29 protein-coding genes, 1 tRNA gene and 1 riboswitch are annotated in these 23563 nt (G+C 70.2%); of the genes, 20 read left to right on the top strand and 10 right to left on the bottom strand.

Features of this window, described 5'->3' with window-relative positions:
* Positions 1–55: 55 nt before the first annotated feature.
* The 7 genes from clpS (at position 56) to AB0J57_RS28395 (ending at position 4784) form a co-directional block, all read left to right on the top strand.
* Positions 56–361, top strand: a complete 306-nt coding sequence (gene clpS, locus AB0J57_RS28425; RefSeq protein ID WP_366131180.1) for an ATP-dependent Clp protease adapter ClpS — start codon at positions 56–58, stop codon at positions 359–361.
* Positions 361–936: a DUF2017 domain-containing protein gene (locus AB0J57_RS28420; protein ID WP_366131179.1), complete on the top strand. Its 576-nt coding sequence runs from the start codon at positions 361–363 to the stop codon at positions 934–936. Before clpS ends, AB0J57_RS28420 begins: the two co-directional genes overlap by 1 nt.
* Before the next feature lie 341 nt (positions 937–1277).
* Positions 1278–2708: an amino acid permease gene (locus tag AB0J57_RS28415; protein WP_366131178.1), complete on the top strand. Its 1431-nt coding sequence runs from the start codon at positions 1278–1280 to the stop codon at positions 2706–2708.
* A gap of 83 nt (positions 2709–2791) precedes the next feature.
* The gene (locus AB0J57_RS28410) at positions 2792–3214 is read left to right on the top strand and encodes a M67 family metallopeptidase (protein ID WP_351808889.1); all 423 of its coding nucleotides are present in this window, start codon (positions 2792–2794) and stop codon (positions 3212–3214) included.
* A gap of 87 nt (positions 3215–3301) precedes the next feature.
* Positions 3302–3418, top strand: coding sequence for a putative leader peptide (locus AB0J57_RS28405; protein WP_023588470.1), 117 nt, complete (start codon positions 3302–3304; stop codon positions 3416–3418).
* Positions 3419–3555: 137 nt separating this feature from the next.
* The gene (locus AB0J57_RS28400; protein ID WP_366131177.1) at positions 3556–3834 is read left to right on the top strand and encodes a MoaD/ThiS family protein; all 279 of its coding nucleotides are present in this window, start codon (positions 3556–3558) and stop codon (positions 3832–3834) included.
* Positions 3834–4784, top strand: a complete 951-nt coding sequence (locus tag AB0J57_RS28395; protein ID WP_366131176.1) for a cysteine synthase — start codon at positions 3834–3836, stop codon at positions 4782–4784. The genes AB0J57_RS28400 and AB0J57_RS28395 overlap by 1 nt, the downstream gene beginning before the upstream one ends.
* A gap of 249 nt (positions 4785–5033) precedes the next feature.
* Here the strand turns inward: AB0J57_RS28395 and AB0J57_RS28390 are convergent, their stop codons facing one another.
* Positions 5034–5486, bottom strand: a complete 453-nt coding sequence (locus AB0J57_RS28390; protein WP_366131175.1) for a type II toxin-antitoxin system PemK/MazF family toxin — start codon at positions 5484–5486, stop codon at positions 5034–5036.
* 164 nt (positions 5487–5650) lie between these two features.
* Here AB0J57_RS28390 and AB0J57_RS28385 point away from each other — a divergent pair, with 164 nt between their 5' ends.
* Positions 5651–6403: an MBL fold metallo-hydrolase gene (locus AB0J57_RS28385; RefSeq protein ID WP_366131174.1), complete on the top strand. Its 753-nt coding sequence runs from the start codon at positions 5651–5653 to the stop codon at positions 6401–6403.
* Between the two features lie 44 nt (positions 6404–6447).
* Here the strand turns inward: AB0J57_RS28385 and AB0J57_RS28380 are convergent, their stop codons facing one another.
* A complete protein-coding gene (locus tag AB0J57_RS28380; RefSeq protein ID WP_366131173.1) occupies positions 6448–7713 on the bottom strand; it encodes a PTS transporter subunit EIIC in 1266 nt (421 codons plus the stop codon).
* 167 nt (positions 7714–7880) lie between these two features.
* Positions 7881–9167 carry a PTS transporter subunit EIIC gene (locus AB0J57_RS28375; protein WP_366131172.1) on the bottom strand — a complete coding sequence of 429 codons (1287 nt, stop codon included), beginning with the start codon at positions 9165–9167 and terminating at the stop codon, positions 7881–7883.
* 167 nt (positions 9168–9334) lie between these two features.
* Here AB0J57_RS28375 and AB0J57_RS28370 point away from each other — a divergent pair, with 167 nt between their 5' ends.
* The 4 genes from AB0J57_RS28370 (at position 9335) to rdgB (ending at position 11537) form a co-directional block, all read left to right on the top strand.
* Positions 9335–9568, top strand: coding sequence for a glucose PTS transporter subunit EIIB (locus AB0J57_RS28370; protein WP_031076305.1), 234 nt, complete (start codon positions 9335–9337; stop codon positions 9566–9568).
* 76 nt (positions 9569–9644) lie between these two features.
* Positions 9645–10376 (top strand): ribonuclease PH, encoded by a 732-nt coding sequence (gene rph, locus AB0J57_RS28365; protein WP_366131171.1) that lies wholly within the window; start codon positions 9645–9647, stop codon positions 10374–10376.
* A gap of 154 nt (positions 10377–10530) precedes the next feature.
* On the top strand, positions 10531–10914 hold the full coding sequence (locus AB0J57_RS28360) for a hypothetical protein (RefSeq protein ID WP_366131170.1): 384 nt from the start codon (positions 10531–10533) through the stop codon (positions 10912–10914).
* Between the two features lie 20 nt (positions 10915–10934).
* The gene (gene rdgB / locus AB0J57_RS28355; protein WP_366131169.1) at positions 10935–11537 is read left to right on the top strand and encodes an RdgB/HAM1 family non-canonical purine NTP pyrophosphatase; all 603 of its coding nucleotides are present in this window, start codon (positions 10935–10937) and stop codon (positions 11535–11537) included.
* Positions 11538–11597: 60 nt separating this feature from the next.
* Here the strand turns inward: rdgB and AB0J57_RS28350 are convergent.
* The 3 genes from AB0J57_RS28350 to bcp form a co-directional block, all read right to left on the bottom strand.
* Positions 11598–11681, bottom strand: a tRNA-Leu gene (locus tag AB0J57_RS28350).
* Positions 11682–11731: 50 nt separating this feature from the next.
* A complete protein-coding gene (proP, locus tag AB0J57_RS28345; protein ID WP_366131168.1) occupies positions 11732–13213 on the bottom strand; it encodes a glycine betaine/L-proline transporter ProP in 1482 nt (493 codons plus the stop codon).
* A 130-nt stretch (positions 13214–13343) separates the two neighbouring features.
* On the bottom strand, positions 13344–13811 hold the full coding sequence (gene bcp, locus AB0J57_RS28340; protein ID WP_366131167.1) for a thioredoxin-dependent thiol peroxidase: 468 nt from the start codon (positions 13809–13811) through the stop codon (positions 13344–13346).
* A gap of 140 nt (positions 13812–13951) precedes the next feature.
* Here bcp and AB0J57_RS28335 point away from each other — a divergent pair, with 140 nt between their 5' ends.
* The 3 genes from AB0J57_RS28335 (at position 13952) to AB0J57_RS28325 (ending at position 15145) form a co-directional block, all read left to right on the top strand.
* Positions 13952–14272: a DUF3618 domain-containing protein gene (locus AB0J57_RS28335; RefSeq protein ID WP_366131166.1), complete on the top strand. Its 321-nt coding sequence runs from the start codon at positions 13952–13954 to the stop codon at positions 14270–14272.
* A 55-nt stretch (positions 14273–14327) separates the two neighbouring features.
* A complete protein-coding gene (locus AB0J57_RS28330; protein ID WP_073750705.1) occupies positions 14328–14666 on the top strand; it encodes a co-chaperone GroES in 339 nt (112 codons plus the stop codon).
* A gap of 45 nt (positions 14667–14711) precedes the next feature.
* Positions 14712–14786, top strand: a riboswitch (guanidine-III (ykkC-III) riboswitch).
* Between the two features lie 38 nt (positions 14787–14824).
* Positions 14825–15145, top strand: a complete 321-nt coding sequence (locus AB0J57_RS28325) for a multidrug efflux SMR transporter (protein ID WP_366131165.1) — start codon at positions 14825–14827, stop codon at positions 15143–15145.
* Here AB0J57_RS28325 and AB0J57_RS28320 read toward each other — a convergent pair whose 3' ends face one another.
* Positions 15146–17542: a transglycosylase domain-containing protein gene (locus AB0J57_RS28320; protein WP_366131164.1), complete on the bottom strand. Its 2397-nt coding sequence runs from the start codon at positions 17540–17542 to the stop codon at positions 15146–15148.
* Between the two features lie 170 nt (positions 17543–17712).
* Here AB0J57_RS28320 and AB0J57_RS28315 point away from each other — a divergent pair, with 170 nt between their 5' ends.
* The 5 genes from AB0J57_RS28315 to AB0J57_RS28295 all read left to right on the top strand — a co-directional run bounded on the left by AB0J57_RS28315 (position 17713) and on the right by AB0J57_RS28295 (position 22323).
* Positions 17713–18513, top strand: a complete 801-nt coding sequence (locus tag AB0J57_RS28315; protein ID WP_366131163.1) for an ABC-2 family transporter protein — start codon at positions 17713–17715, stop codon at positions 18511–18513.
* Between the two features lie 40 nt (positions 18514–18553).
* Entirely contained in the window at positions 18554–19318 is a 765-nt protein-coding gene (locus AB0J57_RS28310) for an ABC transporter permease (RefSeq protein WP_366131281.1), read from the top strand.
* A gap of 9 nt (positions 19319–19327) precedes the next feature.
* Positions 19328–20299: an ATP-binding cassette domain-containing protein gene (locus tag AB0J57_RS28305; protein ID WP_366131162.1), complete on the top strand. Its 972-nt coding sequence runs from the start codon at positions 19328–19330 to the stop codon at positions 20297–20299.
* A 25-nt stretch (positions 20300–20324) separates the two neighbouring features.
* Positions 20325–20933, top strand: coding sequence for a DUF1707 domain-containing protein (locus AB0J57_RS28300; RefSeq protein WP_366131161.1), 609 nt, complete (start codon positions 20325–20327; stop codon positions 20931–20933).
* 100 nt (positions 20934–21033) lie between these two features.
* Positions 21034–22323, top strand: a complete 1290-nt coding sequence (locus AB0J57_RS28295; RefSeq protein ID WP_366131160.1) for a DUF445 domain-containing protein — start codon at positions 21034–21036, stop codon at positions 22321–22323.
* 125 nt (positions 22324–22448) lie between these two features.
* Here AB0J57_RS28295 and AB0J57_RS28290 read toward each other — a convergent pair whose 3' ends face one another.
* The 3 genes from AB0J57_RS28290 to AB0J57_RS28280 form a co-directional block, all read right to left on the bottom strand.
* The gene (locus AB0J57_RS28290; protein ID WP_366131280.1) at positions 22449–22751 is read right to left on the bottom strand and encodes a hypothetical protein; all 303 of its coding nucleotides are present in this window, start codon (positions 22749–22751) and stop codon (positions 22449–22451) included.
* A 65-nt stretch (positions 22752–22816) separates the two neighbouring features.
* Positions 22817–23059 carry a hypothetical protein gene (locus AB0J57_RS28285; RefSeq protein ID WP_366131159.1) on the bottom strand — a complete coding sequence of 81 codons (243 nt, stop codon included), beginning with the start codon at positions 23057–23059 and terminating at the stop codon, positions 22817–22819.
* 13 nt (positions 23060–23072) lie between these two features.
* A complete protein-coding gene (locus tag AB0J57_RS28280; RefSeq protein ID WP_366131158.1) occupies positions 23073–23540 on the bottom strand; it encodes a hypothetical protein in 468 nt (155 codons plus the stop codon).
* Between the last annotated feature and the right edge of the window lie 23 nt (positions 23541–23563).

Genomic DNA, 23563 nt, shown 5'->3' with positions numbered 1-23563 from the left:
GATCGTACGAACCCCGTTTGTGCGACCCCCCACCCTGAGTGGCAGCATGGGCTAGGTGAGTGTTGCTCCCGCAGAGATCGAACGCACCCAAGCGGCCGAAGAGGAATTCGCCGTCACGGAACCCGACGTGCCCTGGGTGACGATCGTCCACAACGACCCGGTCAACCTCATGAGCTACGTCACCTACGTCTTCCAGGCGTACTTCGGCTACTCCAAGGACAAGGCGCACAAGCTGATGCTGGACGTGCACCACAAGGGCCGGGCCGTCGTCTCCAGCGGCACCCGCGAGGAGATGGAACGGGACGTGCAGGCCATGCACGGTTACGGACTGTGGGCGACCCTCTCCCAGGACCGCACCTGATGAGCGGGCACTTCGAGGCGCTGCCCGGCGGCGGCGCGGCCGTGCCGCTCGACGAGGTCGAGATCTCCATCCTCCGCTCCCTGGCCGTCCAGCTCCTGGAGCTGATCGGCCCCGGCGAGGTGCCGCCCAAGGGCGAGGACCCGCTGGCCGAGCTGTTCCGCGAGGGTCCCAGCGAGCCGCCCGCCGACCCGGCGCTGGCCCGCCTCTTCCCCAACGCGTACGAGGACGGCGACGAGGAGCTGCGTGCCGCGTCCGCCGAGTTCCGCCGCTACACCGAGAACGACCTGCGCGCCCGCAAGCGCGAGGACGCCCTCACCGTCGTACGGAGCCTGGACTCGCTGAGCGTGGCAGGCGAGGGCGGGGCGGTGCTGAAGCTGACGGCCGACGAGGCCCGCCACTGGCTCGGCGCGCTCAACGACCTGCGGCTGACCATCGGCACCCGGCTCGACGTCCGGGACGACGACGAGAACGAGGCGCTGTACCGGCTGCCGGACTCCGACCCGCGCAAGCCGATGGTCATGGCGTACCTGTGGCTGGGCGCCCTCCAGGAGACACTGGTCGAGACCCTCATGTGAGGCCGGGCCCTCATGTGACCCCCGTGTGACCTTCGTTCGCTCAGCGGACGCTCAAATCCGTATAACGATCGGGTTACCTGCGCGCCCTTCATTGCGGCCGTAGGTGTCGTTTGTCCGCTTTTCCCTGTGGCGTGTGTCACTCCCGCGTGAGTCGATCACTGTTGCGACCGTGATAAACCTTCTCGAATCGCCCGGGCACGCCACCCCTGTGCCCGGGTGCGCTACGGCCGGCAGACCGCCGGTGGCACTCCATCCATATCCGGGGGGATCAGGACCTGATCCGCAGTCACGCGCAGTCCAGTGCGAACGACGCGGATCAGCGTGGAGAAAGGCGCACAACCATGACCTCAGTGCAGGTCGACAAGCAGCACGACGGCAGTGAGGCCGCGGGGGCCGCATCCGGCGAGGGTGAGGGCTATCAGCGGGGCCTCGGGGCCCGTCAGATCCAGATGATCGCGATCGGCGGAGCCATCGGCACCGGGCTCTTCCTCGGTGCGGGCAAGGCCATCTCCAAGGCCGGACCGAGCCTCATCCTGGCGTACGCCATCGCCGGCCTCGTCATCTTCTTCATCATGCGGGCGCTGGGCGAGCTGCTCATGTACCGCCCCGTCTCGGGCTCCTTCTCCGAGTACGCCCGTGAGTTCATCGGCCCCTTCGCGGGCTTCGTCACCGGCTGGACGTACTGGCTCTTCTGGGTCGTCACCGGCATCACCGAGGTCACCGCGGCCGCCACCTACATGACGTACTGGTGGGACATCCCGCAGTGGGTCTCGGCCCTGGTCTTCACGATCATCCTGTACGGCGCGAACCTCATCTCCGTGAAGCTCTTCGGCGAGCTGGAGTTCTGGTTCTCGATGATCAAGGTCACCGCCATCATCGGCATGATCCTGATCTGCGCCGGCATCCTCACCATCGGCTTCTCCGACGCCGCCGACACCGCGTCCATGACCATGCTCTGGTCCGAGGGCGGCTTCTTCCCCAAGGGCATCGGCGGCACGCTGATGACCCTCCAGATCGTGATGTTCGCCTTCCTCGCGGTCGAGCTGGTCGGTGTCACCGCCGGCGAGTCCAAGGACCCCAAGGTCACCCTGCCGAAGGCCATCAACACCGTGCCGTGGCGGATCGCCGTCTTCTACGTCGGCGCGCTCATCATGATCCTGTCGGTCGTGCCGTGGACGCACTTCAAGCCGGGCGTCTCGCCGTTCGTCGCCGCCTTCGAGCAGATGGGCCTCGGCATCGGTGCCGCCATCGTCAACTTCGTGGTGCTGACGGCCGCCCTGTCCTCCTGCAACTCGGGCATGTACTCCACCGGCCGCATGCTGCGCGACCTCGCGCTCAACGGCCAGGGTCCGAAGGTCTTCACCAAGCTGACGAAGTCCGGCACCCCGCTGCTCGGCACCACCTTCTCGGCGGCGCTGATGCTGGTCGGCGTCTGGATCAACTACGTCGCCCCCGGCAAGGCCTTCGAGTACGTCGTCTCCTTCGCGACCATCTCGGGTATGTGGGCGTGGATCATGATCCTGATCTCCCAGATCCGCTACCGGCGCGCCGTCGCCCGGGGCGAGGCGCCGGAGTCGGAGTTCAAGGCCCCCGGCGCCCCGTTCACGAGCTGGTTCGCGCTGCTGTTCATCTTCGGCGTGATCGTGATGATGGGCATCGACGAGGGTGCGCGGGTCTCCCTGTACTGCGCCCCGCTGTGGGGCCTGCTGCTGGGCGTCTCCTACCTGGTGCTCAAGAGCCGCAACCCGGAGAACGCGGCGTTCAAGCGGTAGCTCGTCCCGTGGCCTGTCCACGATGTGGGCCCGCCCGTACCGACCTTCGGTACGGGCGGGCCCGTCTGCTTATCCTGATGCGCATGCTGACCATCACACGGGCTCTGTACGACCAGATCGTCGCGCACGCGCGCGAGGACCACCCGGACGAGGCGTGCGGCGTGGTCGCGGGCCCGGCCGGCTCCGGGCGCCCCGAGCGCTTCATCCCGATGCTCAACGCCGCCCGCTCGCCCACGTTCTACGAGTTCGACTCGGGCGACCTGCTGAAGCTCTACCGCGAGATGGACGACCGCGACGAGGAGCCGGTCGTCATCTACCACTCGCACACCGCGACCGAGGCGTACCCGTCGCGCACGGACGTGTCGTACGCCAACGAGCCCGGCGCGCACTACGTACTGGTCTCGACTGCGGACACGGACGGCGCCGGGCCGTTCCAGTTCCGGTCCTACCGGATCGTCGAGGGCGAGATCACGGAGGAAGAGGTCCAGGTCGTCGAGGCGTACTGAGTGGTCCGTCTCGTGTCGTGGGCGGAAAACGTCCACCATGCGAGATCACACTCCGAATGCCGGACCGGGAATCGATACGATGACCGCATGGTTTCCATCGACGTGAGCGAACAGACGCCGGGCACCGTGCTGCTCGTGGCGCGGCTGCACGTCGACCTGTGCCGCCTCGCCAGCGCGATGTGTCCGCGCGGCGCCGCCGCTTGAGCGGCCCGGCCCGCGCACCACTCCGTTCCGCCTGCACCCACGCACCTGTGCGCGCAACCGTCCGTGCGCGCACGCAGCACGCCCTGCCTGCCCCGCTTCTCGTGACTCACCTTCCGCTTCCGACAGGAGCCCACGCCATGGCCATCGAGGTCCGCATCCCGACCATCCTCCGCACCTACACCGACGGCGCCAAGGCCGTCGAGGGCAGCGGGGAAACCCTCGCCGACCTCTTCGCCGACCTCGAGACCCGGCACACGGGCATCCAGGAGCGGATCGTCGACGGCGGCGAGCTGCGCCGCTTCGTGAACGTCTACCTGAACGACGAGGACGTCCGCTTCCTGGACGGCATCAACACCAAGCTGTCGGACGGCGACAACGTGACGATCCTCCCGGCCGTGGCCGGCGGAATGCGCTGATGCGCTACGACTCGCCCCTCGCCGCGGTCGGCAACACCCCGCTCGTCCGGCTGCCGCGCCTGTCCCCCTCGGAGGACGTGCGGATCTGGGCCAAGCTGGAGGACCGCAACCCCACCGGCTCGATCAAGGACCGTCCGGCCCTGCACATGATCGAGCAGGCCGAGAAGGACGGCCGGCTCGTGCCCGGCTGCACCATCCTGGAGCCGACCAGCGGCAACACGGGCATCTCGCTCGCGATGGCGGCCAAGCTCAAGGGCTACCGCATCGTGTGCGTGATGCCCGAGAACACCTCCCAGGAGCGGCGCGAACTGCTCGCCATGTGGGGCGCGGAGATCATCTCGTCCCCGGCGGCGGGCGGCTCCAACACGGCGGTACGGGTCGCGAAGGAGCTCGCCGCGGAGCACCCCGACTGGGTGATGCTGTACCAGTACGGCAACCCGGCCAACGCGGGCGCGCACTACGCGACGACGGGGCCCGAGATCCTGGCCGACCTGCCGTCCGTCACCCACTTCGTGGCGGGGCTGGGGACCACGGGCACCCTGATGGGCGTCGGCCGCTTCCTGCGGGAGCACAAGCCGGACGTGAAGATCGTCGCCGCCGAGCCGCGGTACGACGACCTCGTGTACGGCCTGCGGAACCTCGACGAGGGCTTCGTCCCCGAGCTGTACGACGCGTCCGTCCTCACGTCCCGCTTCTCCGTGGGGTCGGCGGACGCGGTGACCCGCACCCGGGAGCTCCTCCAGCAGGAGGGCATCTTCGCGGGCGTCTCGACGGGCGCGGCGCTGCACGCGGCGATCGGCGTCGGGAAGAAGGCGGTCAAGGCGGGCGAGAGCGCGGACATCGTCTTCGTCGTGGCCGACGGCGGGTGGAAGTACCTGTCGACGGGCGTCTACACCGCCGCGACGACAGAAGAAGCCATCGAAACCCTCCAGGGCCAGCTCTGGGCGTAGGCCCCGCGTTTGGGCACAACGGACCGGGGCGGTGCCCGTTCCCGGTGCCCCGGGTGCGGGTCGTGGGGGTGCGGTCACCCCGGGTGGGTGGGGGCGGGGCCCCTCCGGGCTCACCTCCTCGCGGCCGGCGGCCTTGGGTTCGCCCAGCAGGGAGCCCACCCCTCGCCGCCAACCGCTGCGGGGCGACCCTGCACGGCCCCACCCCGGCCGTCGGCCGGGTGCGGATCACGGGTGGGCTCCACCCGGAACCTACGCCGACAGGTGGCGCACCTGGTCCCAGACCAGGGGGTCCACCTGGCTCGCGCGGCGGCGGAAGTGCCAGAGCGGGACGTCGCGGAGCTCGTCCGTCTCCAGGAAGCTCGGGCGGCCCCGCGCGTCGCCCACCGCGTCGGGGTGCAGGGCGATCACGCCCGGCCGCTCGTCCCGGTAGCGGCTGGTGATCTTGGCGACGAGCGCCGTGTCCCCGCGTACCGCCAGGACCAGGCACGGGCGGTCCTTGGAGCCGGGACCGTCCTCGTAGGGGACGTCCGCCCACCAGATCTCACCCGGCCGGGGACGCCGGCCGGGCGGCGGCTCGCCGGGGCGGGCCGGCGGGCGCGTCCGGCCGCCCGGACGGCGCCCGCGCCCCGTCGCGTCGGAGACCGCCGCGACCAGCGCGATCACCACGACGGCGCCGAGCGCCAGCCACCAGGACGTGTCCATACCTCCGGACGCTACCCGCCCGAACCGGTGACAGCGCGGGTGAGTTCGACCACAAGGGGCCACTGCGGAGGAGCGACCCGGCCCGCCGCGCCTTACGCTCGGTAAACCGCACGACCTCCCCTGTCAGCGCCTGCCCGGCTCCCGTCCTCGGAGGTTCACGCTCCATGAAGCTCACCGTCGTCGGCTGCTCGGGGTCGTTCCCGTCCGCGGAATCGGCCTGTTCGAGCTACCTCGTAGAGGCCGACGGCTTCCGGCTGCTCCTCGACATGGGCAATGGCGCCCTGGGCGAGTTGCAGCGCCACATCGGTCTGTACGACCTGGACGCGATCTTCCTCAGCCACCTGCACGCCGATCACTGCATCGACATGTGCGGGTACTTCGTCGCGCGCTACTACCGCCACGAGGGCGGCCGCTGCCCGGCGATCCCGGTGTACGCCCCCGACGGCGCCGAGCAGCGCCTGACGACGGCGTACGCGGACACGCCGTCCGACAAGTCGATGAGCGAGGTGTTCGACTTCCACACGCTCAAGCCCGGCTCGTTCGACATCGGCCCCTTCCGGGTGCGTACGGAGAAGGTCTGCCACCCGGTCGAGGCCTACGGGATCCGGGTGGAGCACGGGGGGAAGTCCCTCGTGTACTCGGGTGACACGGGTGTCTGCGACGAGCTGGACACGCTCGCGGCGGGGGCCGACCTCTTCCTGTGCGAGGCGTCCTTCACGTACGGCAAGGAGGACATCCCCGGCCTGCACCTGAACGGCCGCGAGGCGGGCGCGCACGCGGCGCGGGCGGGGGCGGGGCGGCTGGTGCTCACGCACATCCCGCCCTGGACGGACGGCGAGCGGAATCTGGCGGACGCGCGGGCGGTGTACGACGGGCCGTCGGAGCTCGCGCACGCGGGCGCGGTGTACGAGGTATGAGAAAGGCCCCCGGGTGACCGGGGGCCTTCTTCGTGGGGTGCCGCTTACTTCGCTTCGGCCTTCTGGAGCTCGGCCAGCTCCTCGTCGGACTCGCGGCCCGGCGTCGGGAGGTTGAACTTGGTGATCGCGAAGCGGAAGACCACGTAGTAGACCGCCGCGAAGCAGAGGCCGACCAGGGCCAGGCCCCACGGGTTGGACGCGATGCCCAGGTTGAGGACGAAGTCCACCGCTCCGGCGGAGAAGCCGAAGCCGTCCTTCATGCCGAGCGCCCAGGTCAGCGCCATGGAGACACCGGTCAGCACGGCGTGGATCGCGTAGAGCACCGGTGCGATGAACATGAACGTGAACTCGATCGGCTCGGTGACACCGGTGACGAAGGAGGTCAGCGCGAGGGAGAGCATCATGCCGCCGACGACCTTGCGGCGCTCGGGACGGGCGCAGTGGACGATCGCGAGGCAGGCGGCCGGGAGGGCGAACATCATGATCGGGAAGAAGCCGGTCATGAACTGTCCGGCGGTCGGGTCACCGGCGAGGAAGCGGCCGATGTCGCCGCTCTTGCCCTCGTACGAACCGGCCTGGAACCAGGGGAAGGAGTTCAGCAGGTGGTGCATGCCGACCGGGATCAGCGCGCGGTTGGCGACACCGAAGATGCCCGCGCCGACGGCGCCGGAACCGACGAGCCACTCACCGAGGTTGTGCAGGCCCGTGCCGAGGACCGGCCAGATGTAGCCGAAGACGATGCCGATGATCAGGCCGGCGAAGGCGGAGAGGATCGGGACGAGACGGCGGCCGCCGAAGAAGCCCGCCCAGTCGGGCAGCTTCGTGCGGTAGAAGCGCTGGTAGAGGAGGGCGACCACGATGCCCATGACGACGCCGCCGAGCACCTTGGCGTCGACCGGGGCCTCCATCATGACGACCTTGCCATCGACGACCTTGCCGACCTTGGGCAGGTTCGGGTCGGTGAAGGTGCCCAGGACGTTCTTGAAGACCAGGTAACCGGCGACAGCGGCGAGCGCGGTGGAGCCGTCCGACTTCTTGGCGAAGCCGATGGCGATGCCCACGGCGAACAGCAGCGCCATGTTGTCGAGGATGGCGTTGCCGCCCGCGGCCATGAAGCCCGCGATCTTGGTGATGAACGCCGGGAACGACTCGCGGCCCAGCATGTCGTCGTTGCCGAGCCGGACCAGGAGCGCGGCGGCCGGCAGCACGGCGACCGGCAGCATGAGGCTGCGGCCGATGCGCTGCATGACCGACATCACGCCCGCGCCCTTCTTCTTCTCCGCCGCGGGGGCGGCGCTGGCCGTGGACATCAAGTTCCTCCAGGTGGGCAAGGCGCCGCCTGGCATGATCAAATGGGGGTGGCGGCGTCTCAAGGAAGCGCGGCAGCGCCGCGTGGTCTACACCAGTAGTGGTGTAGACCTGTTGTAGCACGGTGAGCGTTGTATAAGGAACTTGCGATTCGGTAACGCCGCAGGCGCTACGGCTTGGTGACGTCCGTCTCCGCCTCTTCGGGCTCGCGGCCCGGCGTCGGGATGTCGAACTTGGTGATCGCGAACCGGAAGATCACGTAGTAGACGACCGCGAAGACCAGGCCGATCGGGATGATCAGCCACGGTTTGGTGGCCAGGCCCCAGTTGATGACGTAGTCGATCAGGCCCGCCGAGAAGCTGAAGCCGTCCTTCACGCCGAACGCCCAGGTGACGGCCATGGAGACGCCGGTCAGCAGGGCGTGGATCACGTACAGCGCCGGGGCGATGAAGAGGAACGAGTACTCGATCGGCTCGGTGATGCCGGTGACGAACGAGGTGAGCGCCACCGAGAGCATCAGGCCGCCGACCTCCTTGCGGCGGTGCGGCTTGGCGCAGTGCGTGATGGCAAGCGCGGCGGCCGGGAGGGCGAACATCATGATGGGGAAGAAGCCGGTGGTGAACTGGCCCGCGTCCGGGTCGCCCGCCAGGAACATGCTGATGTCGCCGTGCACGACCGTGCCGTCCGGCTTGGTGAACGTGCCGAACTGGAACCACACGGGGACGTTCAGGAACTGGTGCAGGCCGATCACCAGCAGCGCCCGGTTGGCGACGCCGAAGAGGCCCGAGCCCCATGCCCCGAGGCCCACCAGCCAGTCGCTGAAGTCCTCCAGGGCGTCGCCGACCGGGGGCCAGACGAACAGGCACACCACGGCGAAGGCGATGGCGACGAACGACATGATGATCGGGACGAGCCGGCGGCCGTTGAAGAAGCCCAGCCAGTCGACCAGCTTGGTGCGGTGGTACCGCTGCCAGAAGAAGGCGGTGAGCAGGCCCATGATGATGCCGCCGAAGACGCCGGGGTTCTGGTACGTGTACGCCACGAAGGTGTCGTCCGCGCCCAGGCAGCCGCCGTTGACGTCGGTGGTGCCCGGCGGGCAGTCCTTGGGGAAGGCGCGCAGCACGCCCCGGTAGACCAGGAAGCCGGCGACGGCGGCGAGCGCGGTGGAGCCGTCCGCCTTCTTGGCCATGCCGATCGCGACGCCCACGCAGAAGAGGAGCGGGAGGCCCAGGTCGGCGTCGAGGAGGGCGCCGCCCGCGCCCGCGATCACCTTGGCGACGTTCTCCCAGCCCAGCCCGTCGGTGCCGAAGACGTCCGGCTGGCCCAGCCGGTTGAGGATGCCCGCCGCCGGCAGCACCGCGATGGGGAGCTGGAGGCTGCGGCCCATCTTCTGCAGCCCCTGGAAGGCACCGGTCCACCGCTTCTGCTTCGGTGCGGCCGCGCTGTCGGAGCTCATCGGCGTCCTCCTGGTCTCCTGGCGAGACTGGTGTAGACCAGTTGCGATATCGTGGGCGGTGGTGATCGTCATCCTTCGGTACAACCGGGTAATGCGCCCGCGAAGATGGGCCAACCGTGCGTTACCGTGACGAAAGACCTAGGTGCGCCGAACGCAGGGAGAGAGACATGGCCAGCAAGGCTGAGAAGATCGTCGCCGGGCTCGGCGGCATCGACAACATCGAAGAGGTCGAGGGCTGCATCACCCGCCTGCGTACCGAGGTCGCCGACCCCGCCCTGGTCGACGAGGCCGCGCTGAAGGCCGCCGGCGCGCACGGCGTCGTCAAGATGGGCAGCGCGATCCAGGTCGTCATCGGCACCGACGCCGACCCGATCGCCGCGGAGATCGAAGACATGATGTGAGCCGACCGCTCACCCGTGAGGGGCCCGTTCCGGTACCGGAACGGGCCCCTCACGTTCGTACGACTAGGCTCAAGGCATGTCTCGAATCGACGGCCGCACCCCCGAACAGCTCCGCCCGGTCACCATCGAACGCGGATGGAGCAAGCACGCCGAGGGCTCCGTCCTCATCTCCTTCGGCGACACCAAGGTCTTCTGCACCGCCTCCGTCACCGAGGGCGTCCCGCGCTGGCGCAAGGGCAGCGGGGAGGGCTGGGTGACCGCCGAGTACTCGATGCTGCCGCGCTCCACCAACACGCGCGGCGACCGCGAGTCCGTACGCGGCAAGATCGGCGGCCGTACGCACGAGATCAGCCGGCTGATCGGCCGCTCGCTGCGGGCCGTCATCGACTACAAGGCCCTCGGCGAGAACACCATCGTCCTGGACTGCGACGTCCTCCAGGCCGACGGCGGCACCCGCACCGCCGCCATCACCGGCGCGTACGTCGCCCTCGCCGACGCCGTCGCCTGGGCGCAGCGCAACAAGCTCGTCAAGGCCGGGCGCAAGCCGCTGACCGGCACCGTGTCCGCCGTGTCCGTCGGCATCGTGGACGGCACGCCGCTGCTGGACCTGTGCTACGAGGAGGACGTGCGCGCCGAGACCGACATGAACGTCGTCTGCACCGGCGACGGCCGCTTCGTCGAGGTCCAGGGCACCGCCGAGGCCGAGCCCTTCGACCGCAAGGAGCTCAACGCGCTGCTCGACCTCGCCACCGGCGGCTGCGCCGACCTCGCCGCGCTCCAGCGCGACGCCCTCGACATCACGCTCTAGGGAGTGTCCGCAAAGTAGCGTCGTCCGCCCGACGGCAGACGGGACTTTGGGGACACGACCTGGCAACCGCGGGCGCCCTCGTGGGCGTCCCTATGAGTGCGGGCGTACGGGCCGAACCGTACGCCCGTCCGCAGCTCTCGGGAGGACCTGTTCCATGCGCCGTCGTCGTACCGCCGCTCTCGCCGCCGCCACCGTAGTGCTCGCCCTCACCGGAGCGGTCGGCTGCGGCGCGCTCGACAAGGCCATGGACTGCGTCCAGGCCGCCGACTCCATCGCCACCAGCGTCGACCAACTGAGCCAGGCGGTCTCGTCCGCCAGCAACGACCCCACGCAGCTCAACGAGTCCCTCGACGCGATCGACAAGGAGCTCGACAGCCTCAAGGACAAGACGGACAACGCCGATCTGTCCAAGGCCGTCGACGACCTCGGCAAGGGCGTCGACAGCGTCCGCACGGCCGTCAAGAACGGCGACACCACACCGGACATCAAGCCCGTCACCGACGCCGCCACCGAGATCGGCAAGGTCTGCACACCGTAGGACCCGTAGATACTGGGGCCATGACCCGCCTGATCCTCGCCACCCGCAACGCCGGGAAGATCACCGAACTGCACGCGATCCTCGCCGACGCGGGGCTCGACCACGAACTCGTCGGCGCGGACGCCTATCCCGAGGTGCCCGACGTCAAGGAGACCGGCGTCACCTTCGCCGAGAACGCCCTCCTCAAGGCCCACGCCCTCGCGCAGGCGACCGGCCTGCCCGCCATCGCCGACGACTCCGGCCTGTGCGTCGACGTCCTCGGCGGCGCGCCCGGCATCTTCTCGGCGCGCTGGGCGGGCCGGCACGGCGACGACCAGGCGAACCTCCGGCTCCTGCTGGCGCAGCTCGCCGACATCGCCCCCGAACACCGGGGCGCCCACTTCGCCTGCGCGGCCGCCCTGGCCCTGCCCGACGGCACCGAGCGCGTGGTGGAAGGCCGCCTGCGCGGCACCCTGCGCCACGCCCCGGCCGGAACCGGCGGCTTCGGCTACGACCCGATCCTCCAGCCGGACGGCGAGACCCGCACGTGCGCGGAGCTGACGGCGGCGGAGAAGAACGCGATCAGCCACAGGGGGCAGGCGTTCCGGGCGCTGGTGCCGGTGATCCGCGAACTGGTCGGCTGACGCGGGCGGTTACGCCCGAAGGGCCGCCCCCGGGGAACGGGGGCGGCCCTTCGCCGTACGTGCGGCCGGAGGGACTCGAACCCTCACGGGTGTTACCCCACTGGGACCTAAACCCAGCGTGACTGCCAATTCCACCACGGCCGCGTGCGCGCCCCCATCGTAGTGCGCCGCCCGCGGCCGGTGGGCGGCGCCCGTCAGAACCGGGGCTCGGGAGCCCGGGCCTGGACGAGTGCGGCGGCCTCCTCCTTCGTGCAGACCGACGGCGGTGAGCCGGCGAGGGGCTGACGGGCCGTTTCCTTCATGCAGGCCACCGCGACCACACCCACCAGGGCGGCCGCCATCGCGTAGTAGGCAGGCATCAGGGTGCTGCCGGTGAGGCTGATGAGGGCGGTGATGACCAGTGGGGTGGTGCCGCCGAACAGGGAGGCCGAGAGGTTGTAGCCCACCGACAGCGAGCCGTAGCGCACCTGGGTCGGGAAGAGCGCCGGGAGCGCCGCCGACATGGTGCCCAGCAGGCACACCAGCGACAGGCCCAGCATCAGCATGCCCGCCGTGATGGCGAGGACGCCGCCGAGGCCGATCAGCCAGAACGCCGGCGCCGACAGGACCAGGAAGCCCAGCATGCCCGCCATCAGCAGCGGCTTGCGGCCGTAACGGTCGCTGAGGCGGCCCACCTGGTTGATGATCAGCATCAGGAACGCCATGACGGCCAGCAGGATCAGCAGCCCGTGCGTCGCGCTGTAGCCGAGCTCGTCGGAGAGGTACGTCGGCATGTACGACAACAGCATGTAGTCGGTGACGTTGTAGGCCCCGACGAGGGCGACGCACAGGATCAGCGTCGGCCAGTACTGGCGGAAGATCGTGGCGAGGTCGCCCTTGGCGGACGTCTCCACGGTGTCGGCGGCCTCCGAGGCGGCCGCGCTCTCCGACTCCAGCTTCTGGAACGCCGGGGTCTCGTCCAGCCTCAGCCGCAGGTAGAGCCCCACCAGCCCCAGCGGCCCCGCCACCAGGAACGGCACGCGCCAGCCCCAGGCCTCCATGGACGCGTCGCCCAGGACCGCCGTGAGGACCGTGACCAGGCCCGCCGCGCCGACGTAACCGGCCAGCGTGCCGAACTCCAGGAAGCTGCCGAAGAAGCCGCGCCGCTTGTCGGGGGCGTACTCGGCGATGAAGGTGGACGCGCCGCCGTACTCACCGCCCGTCGAGAAGCCCTGCACCAGCCGGAAGAAGATCAGCAGCACCGGGGCCCAGAAGCCGATCGACGCGTAACCGGGGATCAGACCGATCGCGAACGTGCCGACCGCCATCAGGATCATCGTCAGCGCGAGGACCTTCTTGCGGCCGATCCGGTCGCCCATCGGCCCGAAGACCATGCCGCCCAGCGGCCGGATCAGGAAGGCGACGGCGAAGGTCGCGAAGGAGGAGAGGAGCTGCGCCGTGTCGTTCCCGGACGGGAAGAAGACATGGCCGATGGTGACGGCCAGGTAGCTGTAGATGCCGAAGTCGAACCACTCCATGGCGTTGCCGAGCGAGGCCGCCTTCACAGCCCGCTTGACCGCCGCCTGGTCGGTGACGGTGATGTCCGACCGCCGGAGCTTGGGGTTCTTCCGCTGCTGGATGGTGCGGAACAGGATGCGGTGGCGCCTGACCGCCGCTGGATCGGCCGTGGCCGCCATGGGCAGGTTCCTTTCCTGGACTTCGGGATCAATCCAAGGGGAACACCTGCTCTGGCCTCGCTTTCGCAAACCGAAGCCCCGGATGATTGGGACTTCGGTCACATGGCGGCGGGCCGGTCGGACGGGCGGTTCAGATACCGAGGTCCTTGATGATCTTGGCTACGTGGCCGGTCGCCTTCACGTTGTACAGCGCCCGCTCGACCTTGCCCTCAGCGTCCACGACGACGGTCGAGCGGATCACGCCCGTCACCGTCTTGCCGTACAGCTTCTTCTCGCCGAAGGCGCCGTACGCGGCGAGCGTCTCCTTGGACGGGTCGCCGACCAGCGTGACCTTCAGGTCCTCCTTCTCGCGGAACTTCGCCAACTTCTCCGGCTTGTCGGGCGAGACCCCGATCACGTCGTAGCCCGCGGCCGCGAGCACGTCGAGGTTGTCGGTGAAGTCGCACGCCTGCTTGGTGCAGCCGGGCGTCATGGCGGCCGGGTAGAAGTAGACGATGACCTTGCGGCCCCGGTAGTCCGCGAGCGACACGTCCTTGCCGTCCGCGTCGGGCAGGGTGAAGGCGGGGGCGGTGTCGCCGGGCTGGAGTCGCTCGCTCATGGCTTCCTGGCTCCTCGGGGGCTCTGGAGGGGGGATGGTCGTACGCCTTCAGAGCCTAATGGGGGTCTGCGACAGTCACCGGGCCCCCGAGCTGACAGACTGTCCACCACGGATTTGGACGGACCTACGGAGGCAGCGCGGTGTCGGATGCCAGGACCCCTGCGCAGATCGAGGCGGACATCGTCCGCCGACGCGAGCAGCTCGCCGTCACTCTCGACGAGATCGGCGTACGCATGCACCCGAAGACGATCATCGGGGACGCGAAGGCCAAGGTGGCGTCGACGGTCGACCAGACCGCGGGGCGTGCCTTCGTCACCGTGAACCGCGTCGTGACGGATGTGAAGGGACGGTTCGTCTCGGAGGACGGCACGCCCAGGCTGGAGCGGGTCGTGCCGGTGGCGCTGCTCGCCGTCGGCGTGGTCGGGCTGCTCGCCGTGACCGCCCGGAAGCGCAAGGGCTGACACGAGCCATGACCCTCTGGCGTGCGGGACGCGGCGGGGCAGGTAGGTTCGTGGCGTGAGCGAGAACACCCACGACAAGCTGCCCATCCGGATGCTGCACGACCGGGTGCTGGTCCGCACCGACACGCCCGAGGGCGAGAGGCGTTCGGGCGGCGGCATCCTGATCCCGGCGACCGCCGCTGTCGGCCGCCGGCTCGCCTGGGCCGAGGTGGTCGCGGTCGGTCAGAACGTACGGACCGTGGAGACCGGTGACCGGGTGCTGTACGACCCCGAGGACCGCGCCGAGGTCGAGGTGCGGGGCGTGGCGTACGTACTGATGAGGGAACGCGACCTGCACGCGGTCGCGGCGGACCGTTTCGGTGGTTCGGAGGACTCGACCGGTCTGTATCTGTAGCGAACAAGGTGAGCGAGGGGCCTGGTGGCGGATGTCACCAGGCCTTCGTGCCTGCGTTTGCTAGCGTGGAGGGACCCCGACGAGACGCGCCGTACCGGGTTTCCGCAAAGACGACGCACCCCTTGTTCGTACGTTTCTCGCGTCTCGGAGGTGCCGTCATGGCCTGGGTCCTGTTGATCGTCGCCGGTGTGCTGGAGGTGGGCTGGTCGATCGGGATGAAGTTCACGGACGGCTTCACCCGGCTCTGGCCCAGCCTGCTCACCGGCATCGGCATCGTCGCCAGCATGGCGCTGCTGTCCCAGGCCGCCAGGACCCTGCCGATCGGGACCGCGTACGGCGTGTGGGTCGGCATCGGCGCGGCCGGTGCGGCGGTGGTCGGCATGGTGGTGCTCGGTGAACCGGCGACCGCCGCCCGGATCTTCTTCGTCTGCCTGCTGCTGGTCGCCGTGGTGGGCCTGAAGGCCACCTCGGGCCACTGACTACCGGCCGGGCACGGGCGGAACGGCGGGTACGGCCGGAACGGCGGGTACCGGTGGTACGCCGGGCACGGCGGGTGCCGGGCCGCCCGGTGGGCCGGCGGGCGTGCCGGTGGCGGGCCCGGTGGTCGCGGCGCCGTCCGGGCCCGGGGCGGGCGTCCCCCGCGTACCGCCGGTGCCCTGTGCCCCGCCAGGGCCGCCCGGCGTACCGGGGCCCCGGTAGCCGTCGTACCCGTCGTCACCGTCGTACCCCTCCCGGCCCCGGCCCGCCTCCATGCCCTCCTGGTCGCCCTCCTCGTGCCGGCCGTCCGGGCCCTCGGAGTCGCCCGGCTCGAAGGGCCAGGGCTCCTCCTCCGGTTCCGCGTCCGCGCCCTCCGCCAGCACCAGGTCGAAGTCCCGCACCGGGCTGCCCTCCAGCGCCGCCCGGGTGTACTGGCCCCAGATCGACGCCGGCGCCCCGCCGCCGTTCATCCGCTCCAGCCCCAGCGCCCCGTACAGCGGCTTCTGCGCCCCCGTGTCCGGGTCCTGACCCATCACCGTGATCACGGTCGCCAGGTCCGGGGTGTAGCCGGCGAACCAGGCCGCCTTGTCGTCCTCCGCCGTGCCGGTCTTGCCGGCGGCCGGGCGCCCGGCCGCCTGTGCGGCGGTGCCGGTGCCGCCCTCGATGACGCTGCGCAGCATGGCCGTCGTCGTGTCGGCGGCCTCCCGGCTGATCACCTGCTTGCGCTCCATGGCGGGCAGCGGAAGCTCGGCGCCGTCCTTCTCGACCTTCTCCACCAGCGCGTACGTGCCGTGCTTGCCGTGGTTGGCGAGGGTCGCGTACGCCTGCGCCATGTCCAGCACGCTCGCGGTGGCCGGGCCGAGCGCGATGGAGGGCGACGGGTTCAGGTCGGGGGTGTCGGCGGGCAGGCCCAGGTCGATGGCGGTCTGCTCCACCTTCGCCGGCCCGACGTCCACGGCGAGCTGCGCGTACACCGCGTTGACGGACTTGTCCGTGGCGGTACGCACGGTGATGGGGCCGTAGTCCACGTCGTCCTCGTTGGCCGGGGAGTACGGGTGGCCGCCCCAGCCCTGCACCTGGCGCTTGTTGGTCCCGTCGTACCGGGTGTTGGGGAGGATGCGTTCACCGTCCTGGGTGACGGAGGAGTTGTCGATGGCGGCGGCGAACACGAACGGCTTGAAGGTGGAGCCGACCTGGTAGTCGCGGCGGGTCGCGTTGTTGACGAACTGCCGGGTGTAGTCGACACCGCCGTACATGGCGACCACCTTGCTGGTGGCAGGGTCGATGGACACGCCGCCGACGCGTACGTAGCGGTCCGTCTGGTTGGCGGTGTCGAGCTGCGACATGACCTGGTCGTCGACGGCCTCGGCGAGGGACTCCTGCTTGTGCTGCTCCAGCGTGGTGGTGATGCGGAAGCCGCCCTGGGCCAGGGTCTTCTTGTCGATGACGTTGTGGTCGGTGAGGTAGTCCTCGACGGCCTGGACGATGTAGCCGCGCTGGCCGGACAGGCCCGTCGTGGCCGTGGCGTCCTCCGGTTCGGGGAAGGTGGTGGCGGCCCGGGCGGCGTGGGTGAGCCACTTCTCCGTGACCATGGCGTCCAGCACGTACTTCCAGCGCCCGATCGCCTTGGAGCGGTTCTCGGGGCGGCCGTCGACGTCGTACGCGCTGGGGGCGTTGAGCAGCACGGCCAGGTAGGCACCCTGAGCGGTCGTCAGGTCCTGGGCGTCCTTGCCGTAGTAGGCGCGGGCGGCGGCCTGGATTCCGTAGGCGTTGCGGCCGTAGAAGCTGGTGTTGAGGTAGCCCTCGAAGATGTCGTCCTTGGTCTTCTCCCGGTCGAGTTTGATGGAGATGAAGAACTCCTTCGCCTTGCGGACCAGGGTCCGCTCCTGGCCGAGGTAGTAGTTCTTGACGTACTGCTGGGTGATGGTGGAGCCGCCCTGGGTGCCCTTGCCGGTGAGCGTGTTCCAGGCGGCGCGGACCATCGCCTCGGGGTCGACGCCCGGCTGGGAGTAGAAGTCGCGGTCCTCGGCGGCGAGTACGGCGCGCTGGACGGGGAGGGGTACCTGGGAGAGGCGTACGTTCTCCCGGTTGACGTCACCCTTCTGGGCGAGCGGGGTGCCGTCGCGGTACAGGTACACGTTGGACTGGGCCGTGGCGGCGGCGTTGGCGGGCGGGATGTTGACGAGGTGGTAGCCGGCGAAGAAGCCGCCGATCAGCAGCAGGGCGGTGAAGAGGAACGCGCCGAGGACCATCCGCCAGGTCGGGACGAGCCGCCGCCAGCCAGTGCGCTTCCTCCGCTTCGGCTTGCCTTTGGAGGGGCGGTCGGTTTTCCCGGGGTGTGGCCCGGCGACGGTCGGGTCGCGGGGCTCCCAGCCTGGCTGCGATGGCTCGTCGCTCATGGTCTCCGGCCTGTTTCGTGACTTATGTCCGGCTTGCGTAGCTCTCTCATAGTGCACGGCCCACCCGCCCAACCCCGGCAACGGCAGCCGAAAACCGCTCGCGGGCGTGGACCGGGGCGGGCTAGGCTCCTCGGCTTTGGTGTGTTCCGGGTCCTGGAGGGAGGGCGTACATGCGGCTGTACGCGGCCGTGGCGGCGGGTGGGTTCCGGCGCTATGCGACGTACCGGATGGCGACCGCCGCCGGGGTGTTCACCAACACCGTCTTCGGCTTCATCCTGGCGTACACCTACATCGCCCTCTGGGGCGAGCGGCCCGCTCTCGGCGGCTACGACATGGCCGAGGCGCTCGCCTACGTGTGGATCGGACAGGCCCTGCTGGCGACCTGCGGGCTGATGGGCGGCGGGTTCGAGGACGAGCTGATGGAGCGCATCAAGACGGGCGACATCGCCGTCGACCTCTACCGCCCGGCCGACCTCCAGATGTGGTGGCTCTCCGTCGCCCTGGGCCGGTCCGGCTTCCAGCTCCTCGGCCGGGGCGTGGCGCCGATGGCGATCGGGGCGCTCGCCTTCGACCTGGCCCTGCCCGAGCACCCGCTGACCTGGCTCGCCTTCCTGGTATCGGTGGCGCTGGGCGTGGTGGTGAGCTTCGCGGTCTGGTTCCTGGTCGCGCTGAGCGCGTTCTGGCTGATGGACGGGGCCGGGGTGGTGCAGGTGGCCTGGCTGTCGGGGACGTTCTTCTCCGGGATGCTGCTGCCGCTGACCGTGTTCCCCGGCGCGCTGGGCGAGGTGGCGCGGGCGCTGCCGTGGGCGTCACTGCTCCAGGTCCCGGCGGACGTGTTCCTGGAGAAGCGGACGGGGTGGGAGCTGATGGAGGCGTACGCGTTCCAGGCCGGCTGGGCGCTGGTGCTGCTGACGGCGGGGCGCGCGGTCCAGGGGGCCGCGACGCGGCGGGTGGTGGTCCAGGGTGGCTGAGGTGACCGCGGGGCTGCGGGCGTACGGGCTGATCGCCGCGATGTGGGTGCGCTCGACCATGACGTACCGCTTCTCCTTCGCGATGACGCTGCTGTCCAACTTCACGGCCACCGGATTCGACTTCGTCGTCATCCTGCTGATGTTCAGTCAGGTGCGGGGTCTGGGCGGTTTCTCCTTCGCGGAGGTGGCCTTCCTGTACGGGACGACCGGCACCGCCTTCGGGCTGGCCGACCTGGCGCTGGGTCAGGTCCAGCGGCTGGGGCGGCGGGTGCGGGACGGGACGCTGGACACGCTGCTGGTGCGGCCCGTGCCGGTGCTGGCGCAGGTGGCGGCGGACCGGTTCGCGCTGCGGCGGGTGGGGCGGGTGATCCAGGGGCTGCTCGTGCTGGTCTGGTCGCTGGTCCTGCTGGACGTGGCGTGGACGCCGGTGAAGGTGGCGCTGGTGCCCGTGATGGTGATCAGCGGGTGGCTGATCTTCTCGGCGGTGATGGTGGTGGGCGCGGCGTTCCAGTTCTGGGCACAGGACGGCTCGGAGGTCGCGAACGCGTTCACGTACGGCGGTAACACCCTCCTCCAGTACCCGCCCGTGATCTTCGCGCAGGACCTGGTGCGCGGGGTGGTGTACATGGTGCCGCTCGCGTTCGTGAACTGGGTCCCGGCGCTGTACGTCCTGGGGCGCGAGGCACCGGCGGGGCTGCCGGGGTGGACGGCGTTCGCCTCGCCGCTGGTCGCGGCGGTGTTCTGGGTGGTGGCGGGGCTGGCGTGGCGCGTGGGGATTCGTTCGTACCGGAGCACGGGGAGTTGAGCGCTTTTCATGGACGTGACTGACTTCATCGAACTGGACGGCGTCGAGAAGGTCTTCGACGTACGCCGCAAAGCGGGCCGTTTCCGGCGCGAGAAGCACCAGGTGAGGGCGGTCGACGGGATCAGCTTCCGGGTGCCGCGCGGCGAGATGGTCGGCTACATCGGGCCCAACGGCGCGGGCAAGTCGACCACCATCAAGATGCTGACCGGCATCCTCACCCCCAGCGGCGGCAAGCTGCGCGTCGCGGGCATCGACCCCAGCCGGGACCGGACCCGGCTGGCGCGCCGTATCGGGGTGGTGTTCGGGCAGCGTACGACGCTGTGGTGGGACCTGCCGCTGCGCGACTCCTACCGCCTGGTCCACCGCATGTACCGCATCCCGGACGCCCGCTTCCGGGAGAACCTGGACCGGTGCGTCGAACTGCTCGACCTCGCCGAACTGCTGGAGGTGCCGGTCCGTCAGCTCTCGCTGGGCCAGCGGATGCGCGGCGACATCGCGGCGGCGCTGCTGCACGACCCGGAGGTCCTCTACCTGGACGAGCCGACGATCGGCCTGGACGTCATCTCCAAGGCGAAGGTGCGTGACTTCCTCCGGGACCTGAACGCCGAGCGCGGCACGACGGTGCTGCTCACCACGCACGACCTCACCGACATCGAGCAGCTCTGCAAGCGGGTGATGGTCATCGACCACGGGAAGCTGATGTACGACGGGCCCCTGGGCGGCCTGCACGAGGTGGGCGAGAGCGAGCGGACGCTGGTGGTGGACCTGGAGCGGGAGCTGCCGCCGATCGCCGCGGACGGCGCCCGGGTGGTGAAGGTGGACGGGCCGCGGCAGTGGCTGGCGTTCCCCGCGGCGACGTCGGCCGCGCCGCTGGTGGCCCGGATCGCGGCGGAGTACCCGCTGGTGGACCTGTCGGTGCGGGAGCCGGACATCGAGACGGTGATCGCGAAAATGTACGCGGAGCGATCAACGGGCCTCTGACGGCACCCCGCATTAGTCTGTTCGTATGACGAGCGAACTGCCCGAGATGCGGGCCTCGGACGCCGACCGTGAGCGGATCGCGGAGCGGCTGCGGGACGCGGTCGCGGAGGGCCGCCTCGACATGACCGAGTTCGAGGAGCGGCTCGACCTGGCGTACAAGGCGCGTACGCACGGCGAGTTGGTCCCGCTCGTCCGTGACCTGCCGGCCACCACGGCCCCCGTGGAGGCCGGCGACCCGGCCTGGCCGGCCCGGATCGGGAAGCCCGCCACCTCCAAGGGCGCCTTCGCCTTCTGGAGCGGCTTCGGCCGGCGCGGCAAGTGGACCGTCGCCCGGAACTTCACGGCGGCCGTACTCCAGGGCGGCGGCGACATCGACCTGCGCGAGGCGAGCTTCGAGGACCGGGAGATCGTCATCCGCTGCTTCGCCGTCATGGGCGGCATCCAGGTCGTCGTCCCGCCCGAGCTGCACGTCGAGGTCACCGGCTTCGGCTTCATGGGCGGCTTCGACGACCGGGGCGCGGGCGAGGGCACCCCCGGCTCGCCGCGCGTGCGGATCACCGGCTTCGCGCTGATGGGCGGGGTGGACGTGAAGCGCAAGGAGCGGAAGGCGGCGCGCAAACAGCTCCGGAAGTGACCTTTCCGTGTTCGGGGGGAACTCGCCGTGCGGCTCAGGAGTACCTGAGATAGGGACATAGGTACGCACGCGCGCGGACGGGTGGAGCCGGATGAGTCGGATGAACCATACGAAGACCCCGCTGGTCGCCTTCTCGTACACGGCCGCCGACGAGGAGAAGCGCCGGGGCGTACGCCGGATGAAACTCACGGCGACCGCCCTGCTGCTCCTGGTCGCCCTGATCTACGTCCTGGCGACCTGGGCCCGCAATTCCGGGGTGACCGGCTGGCCCGGCTACGTGGCCGCCGCCGCCGAGGCCGGCATGGTGGGCGCGCTGGCGGACTGGTTCGCGGTCACGGCGCTGTTCCGGCGCCCGATGGGGCTGCCCATTCCGCACACGGCGATCATCCCGACCAAGAAGGACCAGCTCGGCGCCTCCCTCGGCTCCTTCGTCGGCGAGAACTTCCTCTCCGAGGGCGTCGTACGCGCCCGGCTCCACGCCCTCGGCATCGGCGGCCGCCTCGGCGCCTGGCTCGCCGAACCCGCGCACGCCGACCGGGTGACGGCCGAGCTGTCGACCGCGCTGCGCGGCGCCCTGACCGTGCTGCGGGACGCCGACGTCCAGGCGGTGGTGGGCGAGGCCATCACACGGCGCGCCGAGGCCGCGGAGATCGCGCCCGGGCTCGGCAAGACCCTGGAGAAGGTCGTCGCCGACGGGGCCCACCACGGGGCGGTCGACCTGATCTGCAACCGCGCCCACGACTGGCTCGTCCTGCACGCCGACTCGATCATGGACGCGGTCCAGGGCGGCGCCCCCGGGTGGACGCCGCGCTTCGTGGACCGGAAGGTCGGCGAGCGCGTCTACAAGGAGCTGCTGCGGTTCGTCACGGAGATGCGCGACATGCCCGCCCACCCGGCGCGCGGCGCGCTCGACCGGTTCCTGACGGACTTCGCCGCCGACCTCCAGGGCGACACCGACACCCGCGCCCGGGTGGAGCGCCTCAAGTCCGACCTGGTGGCCCGGCCCGAGGTCCAGGACATCATCGCCTCGGCCTGGTCCTCCGTACGCGCCATGATCATCTCGGCGGCCGAGGACGAACGCAGTGAGCTCCGCCTCCGCGCCCGCGCCTCCCTCATCTCGCTGGGCACCCGGCTGGCCACCGACGGCCGCCTCCAGGCGAAGGTCGAGGGCTGGGTCGAGGACGCGGCGGTGTACGTCGTCACGACGTACCGCGCCGAGATCACCTCGCTGATCAGCGACACGATCGCGAGCTGGGACGCCGAGCAGACCTCCAAGAAGATCGAGGCCCACATCGGCCGCGACCTCCAGTTCATCCGCATCAACGGCACGGTGGTCGGCGCGCTGGCGGGCCTGCTGATCTACACGATCTCCCACGTGGTGGCCGGCTGATCGGTGGTCGGCGGGCGTCGCCGGGCGGGGGACCGGCCCCTGCCCGACCGGTCACCCGCCCAGCCACTGTGGGGAGGTGCTGTCTTATACGTACGCCATCGAGCGGGTGTTCAACCGCTCCCCGGTCAACCGCTCTTCCGGCTGACCGCCCACGACGCGGCCGCCATCGCCCCGGCCACCGAGAACACCGCCGGCCACGCCCCGACCTTCTTGGCCAGCGGGTGCGACCCGGCGAACGCCGCCACGTACGCCGCGGTCAGCCCCGCGGCGGCCTTGCCCCCACTGCGCTCCCGCCACTCCCGCGCGGCCACGGCCCCCGCCGCCGCCAGGGCCACCCCACCGAGCGGCCGCTTCTTCGTCCACCGAGCCACGGCGTACCCCCCGACGAGCCCACCCGCCGCCACCACCGCTGCCGGAACCCTCGCCATGTCGTCGCCCTGCCTTCCATCCGGCCGTACGTCCGTACGACGCTCGGTCATGCCTTGGCTCGAGGCTAACGCGGGGGGCGGGGGGTTTTGCGGCGGGTGCGTACGCCGACCAGGACGCAGAGCCCCACGGCGACGGCCGCCACGGCCCAGAACAGCACCTGGTCGGAAAGGGTGCGGTACATGTCGTCGGGCAGGAGCAGTCCTAGCCCGATCGGGACGACGAGCCCCGCGGTGACGCCGCTCAGGCAGACGATGAGCATCCAGCGCAGGGTGCGGGACTGGGACGAGTTCATCGGCCCTTCAGTCATGGGACCTCTCCACTCACTTGGTGATGTAGTGGCACTGGGAGGCGCGCTTCTTGCCCCCGACGTGGAAGTCCGCGCATGCCTTGCCGTAATGCTTCAACGTGCGCTTGGTCTTGTCGACACGGCCGATGGAGCCGAGCCAGTCGCACCGGTTGTGGGTGCGCCCCTTGCTGATCTTGTAGACGCGGCCGTTGCTGTCCGAGTAACGCCAGTCGATCCGCCAGTTGCACCACTTGCCACCCGCGGTGTCACCGCCCGCGACGTCCTGGACGGATGCCTCCTGGCGGGTGATCTTCTTTCCCTTCCCCTGGATGAAGTGTCCGAGAGTGGTCACCGGCGCACAGACTTCCGCTCCCCGGAAGTCATGGCAGAACCCCACCACCTTCGCGTACCCCACCGCACTCGCCGCCGCCGGTTCCGCGACCGTGGCGACCAGACCCGCCGCGGCGCAAAAGACCTGGGCGTACTTCACAACTCGGCGCATCCAAGGCTCCGTTCATCGGTGTT

Origin of the sequence: Streptomyces sp. NPDC049837 (genome assembly GCF_040674455.1) — a bacterium.
Classification (GTDB): Bacteria; Actinomycetota; Actinomycetes; order Streptomycetales; family Streptomycetaceae; genus Streptomyces.
The sequence above is the reverse complement of the archived record's forward strand: the minus strand, read 5'-3'. Positions and strand labels throughout refer to the sequence as shown.

Bases quoted from the DNA above. Each gene is read 5' to 3' on its own strand.
- AB0J57_RS28290 (WP_366131280.1), bottom strand. From the start codon at position 22,751: ATGGCGAGGGTTCCGGCAGCGGTGGTGGCGGCGGGTGGGCTCGTCGGG.
- AB0J57_RS28415 (WP_366131178.1), top strand. From the start codon at position 1,278: ATGACCTCAGTGCAGGTCGACAAGCAGCACGACGGCAGTGAGGCCGCG.
- rph (WP_366131171.1), top strand. From the start codon at position 9,645: ATGTCTCGAATCGACGGCCGCACCCCCGAACAGCTCCGCCCGGTCACC.
- AB0J57_RS28380 (WP_366131173.1), bottom strand. From the start codon at position 7,713: ATGTCCACGGCCAGCGCCGCCCCCGCGGCGGAGAAGAAGAAGGGCGCG.
- AB0J57_RS28410 (WP_351808889.1), top strand. From the start codon at position 2,792: ATGCTGACCATCACACGGGCTCTGTACGACCAGATCGTCGCGCACGCG.
- AB0J57_RS28360 (WP_366131170.1), top strand. From the start codon at position 10,531: ATGCGCCGTCGTCGTACCGCCGCTCTCGCCGCCGCCACCGTAGTGCTC.
- AB0J57_RS28400 (WP_366131177.1), top strand. From the start codon at position 3,556: ATGGCCATCGAGGTCCGCATCCCGACCATCCTCCGCACCTACACCGAC.
- AB0J57_RS28280 (WP_366131158.1), bottom strand. From the start codon at position 23,540: ATGCGCCGAGTTGTGAAGTACGCCCAGGTCTTTTGCGCCGCGGCGGGT.
- AB0J57_RS28315 (WP_366131163.1), top strand. From the start codon at position 17,713: ATGCGGCTGTACGCGGCCGTGGCGGCGGGTGGGTTCCGGCGCTATGCG.
- AB0J57_RS28295 (WP_366131160.1), top strand. From the start codon at position 21,034: ATGAACCATACGAAGACCCCGCTGGTCGCCTTCTCGTACACGGCCGCC.
- AB0J57_RS28305 (WP_366131162.1), top strand. From the start codon at position 19,328: ATGGACGTGACTGACTTCATCGAACTGGACGGCGTCGAGAAGGTCTTC.
- proP (WP_366131168.1), bottom strand. From the start codon at position 13,213: ATGGCGGCCACGGCCGATCCAGCGGCGGTCAGGCGCCACCGCATCCTG.
- AB0J57_RS28405 (WP_023588470.1), top strand. From the start codon at position 3,302: ATGGTTTCCATCGACGTGAGCGAACAGACGCCGGGCACCGTGCTGCTC.
- AB0J57_RS28310 (WP_366131281.1), top strand. From the start codon at position 18,554: ATGTGGGTGCGCTCGACCATGACGTACCGCTTCTCCTTCGCGATGACG.
- AB0J57_RS28375 (WP_366131172.1), bottom strand. From the start codon at position 9,167: ATGAGCTCCGACAGCGCGGCCGCACCGAAGCAGAAGCGGTGGACCGGT.
- AB0J57_RS28395 (WP_366131176.1), top strand. From the start codon at position 3,834: ATGCGCTACGACTCGCCCCTCGCCGCGGTCGGCAACACCCCGCTCGTC.
- AB0J57_RS28370 (WP_031076305.1), top strand. From the start codon at position 9,335: ATGGCCAGCAAGGCTGAGAAGATCGTCGCCGGGCTCGGCGGCATCGAC.
- AB0J57_RS28320 (WP_366131164.1), bottom strand. From the start codon at position 17,542: ATGAGCGACGAGCCATCGCAGCCAGGCTGGGAGCCCCGCGACCCGACC.
- AB0J57_RS28390 (WP_366131175.1), bottom strand. From the start codon at position 5,486: ATGGACACGTCCTGGTGGCTGGCGCTCGGCGCCGTCGTGGTGATCGCG.
- AB0J57_RS28420 (WP_366131179.1), top strand. From the start codon at position 361: ATGAGCGGGCACTTCGAGGCGCTGCCCGGCGGCGGCGCGGCCGTGCCG.
- bcp (WP_366131167.1), bottom strand. From the start codon at position 13,811: ATGAGCGAGCGACTCCAGCCCGGCGACACCGCCCCCGCCTTCACCCTG.
- AB0J57_RS28285 (WP_366131159.1), bottom strand. From the start codon at position 23,059: ATGACTGAAGGGCCGATGAACTCGTCCCAGTCCCGCACCCTGCGCTGG.
- AB0J57_RS28385 (WP_366131174.1), top strand. From the start codon at position 5,651: ATGAAGCTCACCGTCGTCGGCTGCTCGGGGTCGTTCCCGTCCGCGGAA.
- AB0J57_RS28325 (WP_366131165.1), top strand. From the start codon at position 14,825: ATGGCCTGGGTCCTGTTGATCGTCGCCGGTGTGCTGGAGGTGGGCTGG.
- rdgB (WP_366131169.1), top strand. From the start codon at position 10,935: ATGACCCGCCTGATCCTCGCCACCCGCAACGCCGGGAAGATCACCGAA.
- AB0J57_RS28300 (WP_366131161.1), top strand. From the start codon at position 20,325: ATGACGAGCGAACTGCCCGAGATGCGGGCCTCGGACGCCGACCGTGAG.